Origin of the sequence: Oxynema aestuarii AP17, assembly GCF_012295525.1 — a bacterium.
GTDB classification, from domain to species: Bacteria; Cyanobacteriota; Cyanobacteriia; order Cyanobacteriales; family Laspinemataceae; genus Oxynema; species Oxynema aestuarii.
The window spans coordinates 1851746-1865126 of record NZ_CP051167.1 but is presented as its reverse complement, the minus strand read 5'-3'; the positions used below and the strand labels follow the sequence as shown (position 1 = coordinate 1865126).

The following is a 13381-nucleotide window of genomic DNA, read 5'->3' as shown; positions in this document are numbered from 1 at the left end:
GCGACATCGGCTTCAAATTTTTTGGCTGAGAGATAATTATGGAGGTTAGGGAGTTGGATCCCTGACTTGATAAGGCAGTGCGAATATCTACGCTACTAATTATACTCCAATCTTTGTAAAAATCCTAGCCGAGGGTGGCGATCTGTTGCAATACAAATTTGAATCATCTGATAAAACTTTTGTAAAGTGTCGCTAATTGTCGCACAGTGTCGCAAAATCTCTTCGATCCCGGCCATTGACAAACTGGATTTATATTACTTAATATCGGGTTTAAAGAAATTCACTATTGTAGTTCGGGGTAAATTCAACGGCGAGAGCGTATAGGACTGACCCCAGGCAACAATTGGCTGGCACTGTCAGTTCGGTATTATCTCTACAGGTATTCGGTTTATTCAGTTTTTTTGTAATTATAGTTATCTGAAATAAAAAAGTTAAAATTCAATAAATTTTTTAAATCAACATCAGAACAAACAACAAGCGATCGCCTATCTTATAGTAGGCGATCGCTGATTTCTGTTTGGCTATTTACCTCACTACCCTGTTAATCTGTTTAGTGAGGTTTTACAAAGAGGGTTTATAAAATGGTCTCGACTATTGTAAAGTACAAGCTTTTTTTATTAATTTTTTAATTTGTTTTTCATCTTGAGATGTTTTATTCATCATTTTCACCATCAAATTATCGCCTTGTTTTATATTATTTAATAATCGATCTGTCTGTTCATTTCTCTTGAAGATGCAGTGAGCTTTTTTTAGTTCCTTTCCAATCTGCATTTCTAATTCATATTCTATTTTTTGATCGTTCTTAAATGCTTTTTTAACATTAAGCTTACCAGCTTTTAGTAACTCATCAAATCCATTAACACTGTGTACTAATCTTGCATTTTCTAGAGGTTCAGTGACGAGATCGGCAGCTTTTTGGTTAGGAAGATTACTAATATGTTTCATGGGTTTCATGATTGGCTTATAGGCAACTGCAGCAACAGTCAATGCAGCAACTACAATTCCTTTAATAGGATTAGCGCCCATAATTTTTAAATCGTTAGGGTTATATGGTGAATCGGACAATGACTTAAGTATTCAGGGAATTTAAGAGTGTTAGTCCCCTGAGTTTTGGTAGGGTGTGTTAGGCGGCGTGGATATTTTACTAATGATAAATCATCTTAAATTGCACCGCCACAAGACACCAAATGAACCCCGATTTAACTAAAAAGCGATCGCCTCTGATTCGTGGTAGCCTGCATTAAACGGCGTCACAATTTTGGCTAACCACAAATAACCTTCGATTTCACCGCCGTAAAGCACCAGAAAAGCGATCGCCTAACGAATTCTGGCGTTGCATAATAGAGAATGATTTAAGTGAATGCTGGAATCTGATGGTGCTTGAGATAGTAGATGAGTAACCGGACTGAGGTGGTTAACATTTCGACCGATTTGGAATAACACAACGTTTTACGATGCAATCGAGCTAAGTAATGGCGTAGTCGGCAGTTCTCCCCTTCAACCCGTGTCATCGCTGTTTTACTGACTAGATGATCGGCCTCTTCAATCACACAAGGATATACTGGATAGCCATCAGTGATGTACAGAAAACAAGCCCAGCCCATCACCATCTCCCATAAGGGTTTAAAAGTCTCTAGGGCGTGGTCTCCCACCACGAACTTGAGGATGCCAGGCTGTTTGGTGTTGACGACCGTCCACAACCAAATCTTGTTTTTTTTGACCCACAAAGGTTTCCAGTTCATCCAGTTGAGCCGTTTCAGGGATCTCGTAATTCTCCTCGGGAATCGCTGCCGCCGCTTGGCGCACCCAGTTGATCACACTATTATGGTTGATGCCACTCACTCGCTCGATTGCTCTAAAACCCATGCCATTGAGTGACATGCTTACACACAGGGCTTTGACCTCTGGAGTGTAGCCTTGGTGCGGATTGTCTCGGAACTGGCGACGACAATCTCGGCACAGGTAGCTTTGTTTGCCATTGCGATGACCATTCTTCACTATGTGGTCACTAGCACAATAAGGACAGTTCATGATGCTTCCCTCAACGCTTCATCATTCTCTATTATGCAACGCCCGAATTCTTTTACTGGACTTGCTGGAGTACCTGTTGAATTTGCTGATAAGCTTCAGTATTTCCTTGTTCTTGGAATAAGGTAGCCGCTTGTTCTAAATCGGCGATCGCTCCCGACTCATCGCCAAGTTGAGCTTTCGCTATAGCGCGATTGGTGTAAGCTTCGGCATATTCGGGATAGAATTGGATCGCCATATTATACTGCAGAATTGCCCCTTCAAAATCTTCCTCTTCCATTAAAGAATTCGCGCTCTCGTACATTGGCTGTGCTAGCATCTTGTTTGGATTTGCTAGCATTTGCTCCAAACTATCAGCATCATTTTTGGTTAAACTTTCTTCTGTCTTGACCCTTAATCCATTATTTTTTGCTGAGAACTGCTCGGAAGAAGCTTGGGCCAGTCCGGGAATCATTCCCAAGAGAGTCACGAGGGTTGCAGTTCCGGCTAGGGTCCGAGAAAGGAAGTTAGCAGAGATCGAATTAAAAGTCATGGGTTGTGAGTAATGAAAGAACAAGAAAGTAATAGCTAGGGTAGGGGGTGTTAGTCGGCGCTGAGATTTTTGCGAACTACAAATAATCTGGGATGGCGCCGATGTAACGCAGCAAATTAACCCTGATAAAACATCAATAATTATTCCGGTTTTGATACTCCTTTAATGTTGTCTAAGGGGCCGACGTAGTTGGGGTTGAGCAGCGCATCCTTAAATTCTTTGAGTGCTGCGTCCGCTTCTCCTATGCTGATTCGATCTACAGAACCGAGGGTGACAATCAATTGTCCACTATCACAATTTCGAGCTGTTGCTGCGTTTTCATCGGTGGCAATACATAAAACGCGATAGCCGTTGATGACCCCATAAGTAACTCTATCGATTTGAGCCTGATTTAAAAGACCATCTGTTTCATAAGATTCAAGTCGGTTGGAAACATAAGTACAGCGATCGTCTGGCTGATATTGCCGTCCAAATTCTCTCGACTGCCACTCAATTAGGGGTTGACTTCGACGCATAGTTTGTCGGCTCGCGTCATTGCAGAAATAAGTCGGGCCAGTTGCAATCTCTGGATTTGGATCGGGGGTGAATTCTTGTTGTGGAGCGCTCCCTTCAGAGGAGGAAGTTGATGCTTGATTATTTGAGTTAGAGGAGCCGCTTGATTGTTCATCTCTTCCGAATGTATTCCCTCCCCAAGCTATATTTACGTTGAGCTGTTTCTCTTCATTTAATTCCTCAATTAATGTGCCACAAATGCTTTCCTCGCAGTTACTGGCCGCTTGCTGTAAAGTGGCTTCTGCTGCTGCGGTATTTCCTAAGTTAGCCAGGACTTTTGCCAAATCGTAGAGAGCGTAGGGATTATTAGGAGCCAATTCCACTGCTTTGTTTGCCTGTTCTAATGCTGCTGCGTCATAAGCGAAGTCATCGTAACCGACCATTGCAAAATAAGCATACTCGGCAGCGATTTTACGGCGAATGACAGAATTTTCCGGCAAGCTATTGATGAGACGATTCCAATATTCCCGCCCTTCTTCACGACGGCCATTTTGGATCAGAAATTTACCGATTTCTAAGTAAACATCCGCATTATCGTCACTATTGGCGATGTTGACGGCTTCGTCCCAGAGTTCTTCTGCTTTCTGTGTGTTTCCCCAACGGTATAGAGTATTGCCTAACCAGACATAAGCTAAAGGTTCGCCTCCTCCTTGAATTATCTTGCTGGCTGCTTCCCAATCACTTTCTTTTTTGCTACTGTTTCCTAGGAGTTGGTGTACGATGCCGCGAAATACTAAAACCCGGGCACGGACTCTGGAAGGATTATTACCAATAATCTCTAATGCCTGGTCATATTGAGCCAGTGCTTTTTCCGCTTCTTCCCGGCATTCTGGGATACATCCGGCTCCAGCAGAAGCATTTAATGCTGTCATCGCCTTTTTCCAATGTTGAGCCGCTTGCTCAAGATAAGTATCTATAGAAGGAGGAATATTTTCAGCAGGATTTTCATTGCTTGAGTCGCTAGGTGGAAGGCTTGCTTGTATTGAAATTTCTTTGATTAAATCATCAGGAAGTGCATTGAAAAAACTATTGCTGTTTTCAGGCATTTGATTTGAACCCGGTAGTTGATCCGTAAAAGTGTTAATGGGAATTCCTGCTGAAACATTTGCCCATCTACTTTTTAGTTCTTCACTTAACTCCGGACTTAACTGAATTCTGGATCCTTGCCCCAAACCATGAACTCCTATAAGGTGTCCTTGCTCATCAAATACTGGCCCACCACTGACACCTTTATCAGTTTCTGCTCCATATCCCATTACATAGCCTTGAATAGTTCTGTCAGATGAAGATTCTGAAGTGCCAGTGCCATGTGTGTCCGATGTTCCAAGACCCAGATAGTCATAATTTTCATGTACCTCAATTTGCCCGCCGTTATTCCACAAAACATAGATTTGACTTTCTCCTTCTGTTGTGATACATTTTTTAGGCCAACCCGCAACCGTAATCTGCTGATTCTCCCGTTCCGTATAATTTTCTCCTGCTGATAAAGGAGCCAAAGTGGCAACTGGATATTCTATATCACTTTCAAATGTCACTACAGCTAAATCCAAACCTTGTATTTGATCCCTTCTAAAGCGGGTAACATTTTCTTTTTTTAATTCACGTAATTCATTTTCAGAGGTTATAAGTTGTATTGTTCGCTCTACATATATTCCTTTTTCTATTCCATCGGCGAATCTATCTGGAGTTGTCTCATTAGCAAAATTATGATCCGCTGTTAATACAGTGTATTTGAATTTTTCTTGCGTTCCGTCTTCTTGAGCAATAATTGTCCCACTGCCATAGTCAACGTTTACTCTAAACGGCTCACTGTTTTCATTTTCAGGTTTAGATTTAAAAAATTTTTTCTTCATTTCAATTCTTACAATCACCTGTCGTAGCGAGCTATTTACATTTCCGTTGTTGTTCGGATCGCAGCTTTCTTCATTCGCTAAAACTTCAACCGATTCAAACGGACTGGCAACCAAAGCAGAGACCGTGGCCATTCCCAGGAGAATATGAGATAAAAATTTAATTTGAGAAAATCTGAATAACATTGTCAATTCCTTAACTGAAATTACCAACCTGGAGTCTCCATTTGACGACGAATGGGAACTGGAGACCGAGGAGAAACATCAGAGTTCGCCGAACCGCGCCCCTGAACTTGCTCAAACCGGCTAATCGGAATCCCCCAACTTAAAGCTTCCATATCTCGAAACCATGCCGTTGATGGACGGCTGCCATCTTCAAACACAAACGCATCCATCCCATTCAAGGGATATTTCGATCGCCCATTAATCCCCACCAACCGACCATATCGGTCTAAAACCGGCCCGCCACTCATCCCGGTTTCAATATCGTTCGTGTAGCCCAACCCATAGCCGCGTTCTAGGGGACGATTCAACAACATCCCCACTTCACCCGTAGTCAATCGATAGGCATCCCACCCCCAGTCGCTAGTATCTTCCACTCGATCTGGGTTCGTCCCATGCCACTTGGGAAATCCGGCCACATAAACCGGATCGCCCACAGAGAGAGACTGAGACTCAGCTATTTCCACCACTTGATAACGGCGAGAACTGGTAAATTGAACCAATCCCAGATCCACAGAGCCAAACTCGTCAGCCGGTAAAGACTGCGCTGAGTGGGTTAACCCATCGGCAGTTAACACCTGAAACTGACTTACCGAAGCACTATCGTAGTTGTAGGACAAACAGTGCTGGCAAGTTAAAACCGTATAAGTGTTTCCGCGACGGGCAATTAGCACTCCCGAACTGGCTCCTGGATTACCGATCACTCGCACTGTCACCTGTCGAGCAATTTCTGGCACCGATTGACTGACCGAAGATTGATTGAGGGCTTGTGGTTTATTGACCAGCCGAACTTTTGGAGCGACTTGTGCTGAAGTTACTGACATCTGTCGATCGGGGATGGAGTTGAGAACCCAAAATAGAGAGAAACTCGCCACCGAGCCAGCAATTGTGAATAACTTCCACAATTGTAAATGGATTAACCCAAGCATCACAGGCAGTTTTTCCTCATGGCGATTCAGAACTCGTAGGTTGGGTCTACCGTCCACGAAACCCAACCAGAGACTTTTCCTGGATTCTCGTTTTCACGGGAACCAGAGACGATTGTTCCAGAACTTACGCATTACCTCTATATATGGTAGGGGTGATTCGCGAATCACCCCTACATTTGGGGTTAGGTATTAAAAGAAAGCGTAAACTCTGATGGTTTTATCAGATTTCTGATGTTGGGTTTTAATTTGTTCGACCCAACCTACAAAAACTGGATTTCAGAATTTCAGTCGGTTTTAACCGACCCCCGCCTATAGCCTTCGGCATGGGTTTCGGCTAACACGGGGGCAGGCTTAGGCTATTAGCCAGGAAATTAATTCCCTGACGGTCGCTGTCACCAAAACCGAATTTTGCATAACTCCTTACCACCCTTGGAAATCGTCTTCCTCTTGATAAGAACCAGAACCAGAAGAATTTAATTCGGGTTCGAGCATACCCCCCAGATCGACATAAACTTGTTCGCCACCAGATTCATAAACTGGAGGAACATTACTATATCCTTGTGCAAATGCTCCAATTTGTTGCACAATTCCTGCCGCCCGACGTGCATTTTCTGGTCTTAAGGTGAATAGCATATTCTCCGACGTACAAACATCACCATAAAATCGGGCGACGCAAAGAACCGTAGAACCATTTACCTTTCCATGTGTTAGCTGTAAACCTTGTAAGCTTCCGCCATAAAAGCTTACTACGTCGTTGAATCTTTGCGTAACGTCATTACAGCGCCTTTCGGGAGGATATTCCGATCCAAAATAGTTAGTCCGCCACACTAGTAAAGGAGGTGATTGCTTGTTTCCTCGCGTGGCAAACGTTGCTGGATATGTGTACCCAGATCGCTCGTCGTAATAACTACGACAAACAAACCGGGTACTATTAGAACCACTTGAGTATTGCTTCATCGATGCTGAGGTGGACTCAGCAACAGCCGCTAAAGGTAGCGCCGCAGATAGGGCAAAAGTTGCCAGCAACGTTTTAACAGCTAAATTCAACTTCATTAAGATTCTCCGCGATAATTTGGGTTCAGAAAAACAAACATAAACTTGAGGCAGAGCTTCATATTGGGACATTTCCAGGCAGAGCCTAGAAACGAAGGACACCCTCACTGAATCTCAGTGAAACTACGGATGAATTTCTCTCCTACCGGAAGAAAAAACCAATCGTCAAATCGGACAAACTGAGCTGAGTTCAAGTCCCGGAACAGTGAACCGGGCATTGGGTAGATCCGTCAATAAATATTTCAGTCAACTCCCTGGGGTTGTTGCGTGCTTCAAGGCACCCTCGATTCACTTTTAAACTTGTTGAACCCAATGTTAGGTAATATAAATCTGCCTTGTCAACTGCCCTAACTTGCAATATTTTGAGACGGTTTGCGACACTTTACGACACTTCACGCGAACTTTATCAACAAATTGAAACCACTACCTCACCCGATCGCCGATGTGACCCCATGATTCGGCAACAATTAGGATATAACCTCGATCTGAACTGAGGTGATATCCTCGATCTGGCAAAGGGTTCAACCCCCGATCGCCTCGAATCGCCTCGAATCGCCTCTCGCTAGTCTCTCGCCAAGAAAATTTAAGCTAATGTCGCCCGATGTCGGGAAATATCGCAAAAATTAATTTTGTAAAGATTAATTAAAGGAAAAAAATAGTGATTTTTATTTCGATCGCTAATATTTAGCAAGCCTCAGTTATGTATTTGAATTGCAATTTTATCCTAAGATTGGACAGCTTGAGTAAAGAATCTAAAGATTTTATTAATGCAATTTATATGTTCGGTATTTTCCGAGTTTCGTGAATCTATTCTCGGAGTAACAAAAGTAGGGTGACCAAATATTTGCCCGCCCTACCCGTGACAACAGTAATGAAGTGGAGTAGTCAACTCTTTACCCGCCCTACAGCATTTTTCTCTGCTCTGCAAGACATTTAGATCCCCCTAAATCCCCCTTAAAAAGGGGGACTTTCCTCGTTCCCCTCGCAATCCCCCCAACCATCCCCCCAACCCCCCTTTGAAAGGGGGGCGAAGGGGGGATAGGGGGATCGCCACTGTACCTCATCAGACGCCCGAGTGCTGTATTATTCACTATTGCTCAGCCGTTCCCCCGCCCCACCGATTCGGTAGCCTCCCCCCTTCCCGTAAGATGGAGAATGTTTAACTCGCGAGGAGGTAACCCGAATAGTGGCTCAGCCAAAAACTGCACGAGAGACGACTCGCCCCCTTGCCAGAACTCCCCTGTACGAGGAAGCTGTCGAACTCAACGCCCGGATGACGGCGTTCTCGGGATGGGAAATGCCCGTGCAATTTTCTGGGATTGCGGACGAACACCACGCCGTTCGCAATGCTGCGGGAATGTTCGATATTTCCCACATGGGTAAATTTGCATTGAAAGGCGAACAGACGATCGCCCAACTGCAATTACTGGTGCCGTCCGATCTCAGTCGTTTGGAAGCCGGACAGGCGCAATATACAGTCCTACTCAACGCCCAAGGCGGGATTCTCGACGATATCATCGTCTATCACCAAGGAACGGACGAATCCGGCCAAATTCGGGTGATGGCGATCGTCAATGCGGCGACCCGATCGCGCGATAAAGCCTGGTTGACCGCCCAACTCGAAAGCGCCGAGATCGAATTCCAAGACCTCTCTAAAGAAAAAGCCCTGCTGGCAGTTCAAGGCCCCAAAGCAGTGGAATCCCTGCAAAAACTGGTAGAAGCGGATTTGTCCGCCATTCCTGCGTTCGGTCACGTAGAAGCCGCGATCTGCGGCGAAACGGGCTTTTTGGCGCGGACGGGATACACCGGAGAAGACGGCTTCGAGGTGATGGTCTCGCCGGAAACTGCGGTCAAAGTGTGGCGATCGCTCCTCGAATTTGGGGTCCGTCCCTGCGGTTTGGGCTGTCGCGATACCCTCCGGTTAGAAGCGGCAATGGCCCTCTACGGTCAAGATATTACCACCACCACGACCCCCCTGGAAGCGGGCTTGAAATGGTTGGTTCACTTGGACTCCAAAGGGGAATTTATCGGGCGCGACGTCCTCGAACGGCAACGGGAATACGGACTCAAACGGCGCTTGGTCGGCTTGGAAATGGAAGGGCGCCGGATCGCGCGTCACGGTTATCCCGTGGTCTTTGAAGGCCAAACCGTAGGCGAGGTCACCAGTGGCACTTGGTCGCCGACCTTGGAACGGGCGATCGCCCTGGCTTACGTTCCGGTCGAGTTGGCGAAAGTCGGTCAGGACATCGAAGTAGAAATTCGCGGCAAAACCTATCCGGGAAAAGTCGTTAAAAAACCGTTTTATCGTTCTCCCCACAAAGGCAAATAACCGCCACGGGCGATCGGTGGTGGCGCGATCGCCCGCCTTCGGTCTGCCCCCTTCCTTTTCTAAACTTTTTTCCTATTTTTATCCCTCAGATCGCAGACTATTATGGGGGTAAACACGGGCATTCTTCCCATATTTTCAATCAATGGCTCAGGGCTATGAGTAACTATTTAGCGATCGCCACCGTGACGGCGACATTACAAAGAACGTTACAAGCTGCCGTGCAGCTCGATGTCGATGGGGCGCGGGTGACCACCGTGCGACCGAGTACCTTGGGCAACGGCACCCCGGAACACGGCGTCAACGTCTTTCTCTATCAAGTCGTTACCAATCCCGCTTTAAACAATATGGACTCGACCCGATTGCGGATGAAAGGAACCCAAGCCCAACGACAATCGGCCCTCGATTTATATTACATGATGAGCTTTTATGGCAATGATGCCGAATTAGAACCGCAACGACTTTTAGGCAGTGTCATTCGCACATTTAGCGATTTTCCCATTCTCGATTCCAGTCTGATTCGCGAAACCTTAGCCGACTCGACCTTTGGTTTTCTGAGCGAGTCTAACTTAGAATATCAAATCCAACAAATTAACGTGATGCCGTTGGATTTAAACTTAGAAGATTTATCAAAAGTTTGGTCGGTCTTTTTCCAAACGCCATACGTTTTATCGATGGCCTATAAAGTGTTAGTGGTGACGATCGAGGGGGACAAACCCAACCAACGATCGCTCCCGGTACGCGGGCGCAATTTTGGCCGTCTCGGTCCCTTTTTAACCCAACCGACTCTCGAAAGGGTGATACCGGAAGGCGGACCGTTCCAGCCAATTTTGCTCGACAGTACCTTAATCATTCGGGGCAAACATCTCGCCCACGAGGGGGCTCGGGTTCGCTTTGCGGATTTGGAAGTGATTCCGTCGGAGGTCAGCGATCTCGAAATCAAGGTACCTCTGTCGGATCTGCCGCGCGATCGCATTCGGGCGGGAGTCCATACCCTGCAAGTGCTTCACCCGATCGCCCAGTCCGCCCAACCCCCGAGAAACGGCAATGGAGCCACCCCCGGGCGGCGATCGGGAAATAACGGTAGGATCGCCCAATTGAGCCGAGAACGGGATACGGTGCCGATGGTACAGTCCAATGCCTTGCCCTTCGTCCTGCGTCCGCGCGTCGTGGAGGTCGAGGTCGAGGAGATCGAAGGGCGCGGCAACGAACCGCGTAATGCCCGTGTTGGGGTAACGGTTAACGTGACGGTGGCGCCCGCCCAGCAAGTCGTGTTATCCATGAATGAATGGTCTGTGGAGAACCCGAAAAGTTATCAATTCGAGTCGTTAGTTCACCGGGAGGACACGAGTCGGTTGTTATTTTCACTCTACGATGTCAAACCCGGGGAATATTTAATCCGGATTTATATTGATGGGGCGGAAAGTCAACTCGCGATCGATGACGATCCGGAGAGTCCCACGTTTAATTGGTATGTCGGGCCGAAGGTGGCGATCGCCTAATCGGCTGGAGGGAGAACCGATCGAAATCAATTTAACAATTTAAGAATCTAAAATCTAACAATCTAACAGTCTAAAATTATGGAAGATTTCGTCAAAAGACAACTCGATCGCGAAATCGAAATGCTCAGTTATAACCAGCTTACCGAACTGGGCAATCGCGCCGTCGCCTTGGGATTGATTCTCGGTCACGGTTATCGCGGGGGAAAATACGAAATTCTGATGCGCGATCGCGACTTGTTGCTGTCGCCGGAAGAAGCCCAACCCTATTTAGAACAACTGCTCGGAGAGAACGGAGGCTAAATGGCTTCGATCGATGCACCCGCTACTCCGGATTGGTATCGAGCCAACCACCGCTACTTAATGGCGGCGATCGCCCGGGTGCGCCACGGTTTGAACCGTCGGATCGAACAGCAGGAAAACCCGCAACAGGTCGGCGATCCAGACGCGATCGCCCTCCCTGAGTTGGAGGCGATCGAACCCCCTGCCGCCTTAGATCGTCTCGCGCAACTGTTCGACCTGTCGGCTTTCGAGCGCGACTTGCTGATACTTTGTGCTGGATTGGAATTTGACGGAAGCTGGGGTTCTTTGTGCGCTCGCGCTCAAGGGAATTCACACAAAACATATCCGACGTTGAGTTTGGCGCTGGCGGTCTTGCCGGAGGCGAACTGGGCGGCGCTGACTCCGGCGGCACCGTTGCGGCGTTGGCGGCTGATCGAAATCGGTGCGGGTCACGCCCTGACGGCGAGTCCGTTACGAATTGACGAGCGCATTCTGCACTACCTCGCCGGGATCGAGCAGGGGGAGGAACGGTTGGTGGGCATTGCCCAAGAGTTACCGTCTGCCGGGGCTTTGGTGCCGTCTCATCAAGAGATTGCCCGTCAGATGGCGATCGCCTGGATGAGTGCATCTCAGGAAGGGCGGCGCTTGCCGATTTTGCAGTTGTGCGGTGCGGACAGTTCGACGAAGCGGGCGATCGCCGTCCGCACTTGTGAGGATTTGGGGTTGAAGTTGCACGCGATCGCGGCGGATGCGTTGCCGAACGAGATGGCGCAGTTAAACTTAATTCGCTGTTTGTGCGAGCGAGAATGGTTGCTCGGCGATCGTGCCTTGACGATCGAGTGCGATCGTGTCGATCTCCAGGAATGGACAAAGGAAGGGGCGATCGCCCGCTTTATCGAAGCCTTAGACTGTCCGGTCATCCTCAGCAGTCGCGATCGCTTCTGCGGTCTCAACGCACCGTTAATGAGCTTCGACATTTACCCGCCCAGTTACGACGAGCAGCGCGTCCTCTGGCGGACCGTCTTAGGCGAAACCCTGCCCGAACCCAACGGAGGGATCGAACATCTGATCTCTCACTTTACCCTGACCTCCGATGGGATTCAATCCGCCTATTTGAAAGCGCGCAGCCTCGATCGCCACTCCGGCGAGGACGACGGCGATCGTGGCGATCGGTTTCAACAGCAATTGTGGCAGGTCTGCCGGGTGCAAGCCCGTCCCCGACTCGACGAACTCGCCCAACGGATCGACTCGGCAGCCACTTGGGACGACCTGATCCTCCCGGACAAAGAACGGAAAGTGCTACGGGAGATCGCGGCTCACGTGCGACAGCGTGCCAAAGTATACGAAACCTGGGGATTTGCCAGCAAAAGCAGACGCGGACTCGGGATCGGCGCCCTATTTGCGGGAGCGAGTGGTACGGGAAAGACGATGGCGGCGGAAGTGCTAGCGGGAGAGCTAAAGTTAGATGTCTATCGCATCGACCTCAGTAGTGTGGTCAGCAAGTATATTGGCGAAACCGAGAAGAATTTACGGCGGGTGTTCGACGCGGCGGAAGGTGGCGGCGCGATCTTGTTATTTGACGAAGCCGATGCCTTATTCGGCAAGCGATCGGAAGTGAAAGACTCTCACGATCGCCACGCCAACATCGAAGTAAGTTACTTATTGCAACGCATGGAAGCGTATCGAGGCTTAGCCATTTTAACCACGAATTTGAAAAGTTCTCTCGACCAAGCTTTTTTGCGTCGTCTGCGTTTTGTCGTTCAATTTCCCTTTCCCGATGCCAACCAACGGGCTGAAATTTGGCAGCGTATTTTTCCGAGAGAAACGCCCACAGAAGGACTCGATTTTGTCAAATTATCCCGCTTGAGTGTCGCCGGGGGGAACATTCGTAATATTGCACTCAATGCCGCTTTTCTGGCGGCGGAAGCCAACGAACCCGTAAGAATGCAGCATCTTTTACAGGCGGCAAAAAGTGAATATACGAAAATGGAAAGACCGCTTACCGATGTAGAAGTTAAGGGGTGGGTTTAGAGGGTCACCTCGTTCGACGACTCCGTTAAAATACTCAATACTTCTGCATCTATTGTTATTCGACTGTTATTCGACTT

10 protein-coding genes are annotated in these 13381 nt (G+C 47.7%); 4 read left to right on the top strand and 6 right to left on the bottom strand.

Features of this window, described 5'->3' with window-relative positions; translation table 11 throughout:
* Positions 1-591 precede the first annotated feature (591 nt).
* From HCG48_RS07515 to HCG48_RS07490, 6 genes are all read right to left on the bottom strand, one after another.
* On the bottom strand, positions 592-1065 hold the full coding sequence (locus HCG48_RS07515; RefSeq protein ID WP_168568600.1) for a hypothetical protein: 474 nt from the start codon (positions 1063-1065) through the stop codon (positions 592-594).
* Positions 1066-1352: 287 nt separating this feature from the next.
* Positions 1353-2031 (bottom strand): IS1 family transposase gene (locus HCG48_RS07510; protein WP_168568599.1). Its coding sequence is split into 2 segments (ribosomal slippage): positions 1353-1709 and positions 1711-2031, totalling 678 coding nucleotides; the frame shifts between segments, so codons are not numbered across the junction.
* Positions 2032-2083: 52 nt separating this feature from the next.
* Positions 2084-2560 (bottom strand): tetratricopeptide repeat protein, encoded by a 477-nt coding sequence (locus tag HCG48_RS07505; protein WP_168568598.1) that lies wholly within the window; start codon positions 2558-2560, stop codon positions 2084-2086.
* A gap of 140 nt (positions 2561-2700) precedes the next feature.
* Positions 2701-5148 (bottom strand): COP23 domain-containing protein, encoded by a 2448-nt coding sequence (locus tag HCG48_RS07500; protein ID WP_168568597.1) that lies wholly within the window; start codon positions 5146-5148, stop codon positions 2701-2703.
* Positions 5149-5168: 20 nt separating this feature from the next.
* Positions 5169-6113 carry a S1 family peptidase gene (locus tag HCG48_RS07495; RefSeq protein WP_246260091.1) on the bottom strand — a complete coding sequence of 315 codons (945 nt, stop codon included), beginning with the start codon at positions 6111-6113 and terminating at the stop codon, positions 5169-5171.
* Between the two features lie 420 nt (positions 6114-6533).
* A complete protein-coding gene (locus HCG48_RS07490; protein WP_168568595.1) occupies positions 6534-7166 on the bottom strand; it encodes a COP23 domain-containing protein in 633 nt (210 codons plus the stop codon).
* 1186 nt (positions 7167-8352) lie between these two features.
* Here HCG48_RS07490 and gcvT point away from each other — a divergent pair.
* The 4 genes from gcvT to HCG48_RS07470 all read left to right on the top strand — a co-directional run bounded on the left by gcvT (position 8353) and on the right by HCG48_RS07470 (position 13304).
* Positions 8353-9495: a glycine cleavage system aminomethyltransferase GcvT gene (gene gcvT / locus HCG48_RS07485; RefSeq protein WP_168568594.1), complete on the top strand. Its 1143-nt coding sequence runs from the start codon at positions 8353-8355 to the stop codon at positions 9493-9495.
* Positions 9496-9650: 155 nt separating this feature from the next.
* Entirely contained in the window at positions 9651-10994 is a 1344-nt protein-coding gene (locus HCG48_RS07480) for a Pvc16 family protein (RefSeq protein WP_168568593.1), read from the top strand.
* Between the two features lie 78 nt (positions 10995-11072).
* A complete protein-coding gene (locus HCG48_RS07475) occupies positions 11073-11294 on the top strand; it encodes a hypothetical protein (RefSeq protein ID WP_246259960.1) in 222 nt (73 codons plus the stop codon).
* On the top strand, positions 11295-13304 hold the full coding sequence (locus HCG48_RS07470) for an ATP-binding protein (RefSeq protein ID WP_168568592.1): 2010 nt from the start codon (positions 11295-11297) through the stop codon (positions 13302-13304).
* Positions 13305-13381 lie beyond the last annotated feature (77 nt).

Bases quoted from the DNA above. Each gene is read 5' to 3' on its own strand.
- HCG48_RS07480 (WP_168568593.1), top strand. From the start codon at position 9,651: ATGAGTAACTATTTAGCGATCGCCACCGTGACGGCGACATTACAAAGA.
- HCG48_RS07495 (WP_246260091.1), bottom strand. From the start codon at position 6,113: ATGCTTGGGTTAATCCATTTACAATTGTGGAAGTTATTCACAATTGCT.
- HCG48_RS07490 (WP_168568595.1), bottom strand. From the start codon at position 7,166: ATGAAGTTGAATTTAGCTGTTAAAACGTTGCTGGCAACTTTTGCCCTA.
- HCG48_RS07500 (WP_168568597.1), bottom strand. From the start codon at position 5,148: ATGTTATTCAGATTTTCTCAAATTAAATTTTTATCTCATATTCTCCTG.
- HCG48_RS07505 (WP_168568598.1), bottom strand. From the start codon at position 2,560: ATGACTTTTAATTCGATCTCTGCTAACTTCCTTTCTCGGACCCTAGCC.
- HCG48_RS07470 (WP_168568592.1), top strand. From the start codon at position 11,295: ATGGCTTCGATCGATGCACCCGCTACTCCGGATTGGTATCGAGCCAAC.
- HCG48_RS07475 (WP_246259960.1), top strand. From the start codon at position 11,073: ATGGAAGATTTCGTCAAAAGACAACTCGATCGCGAAATCGAAATGCTC.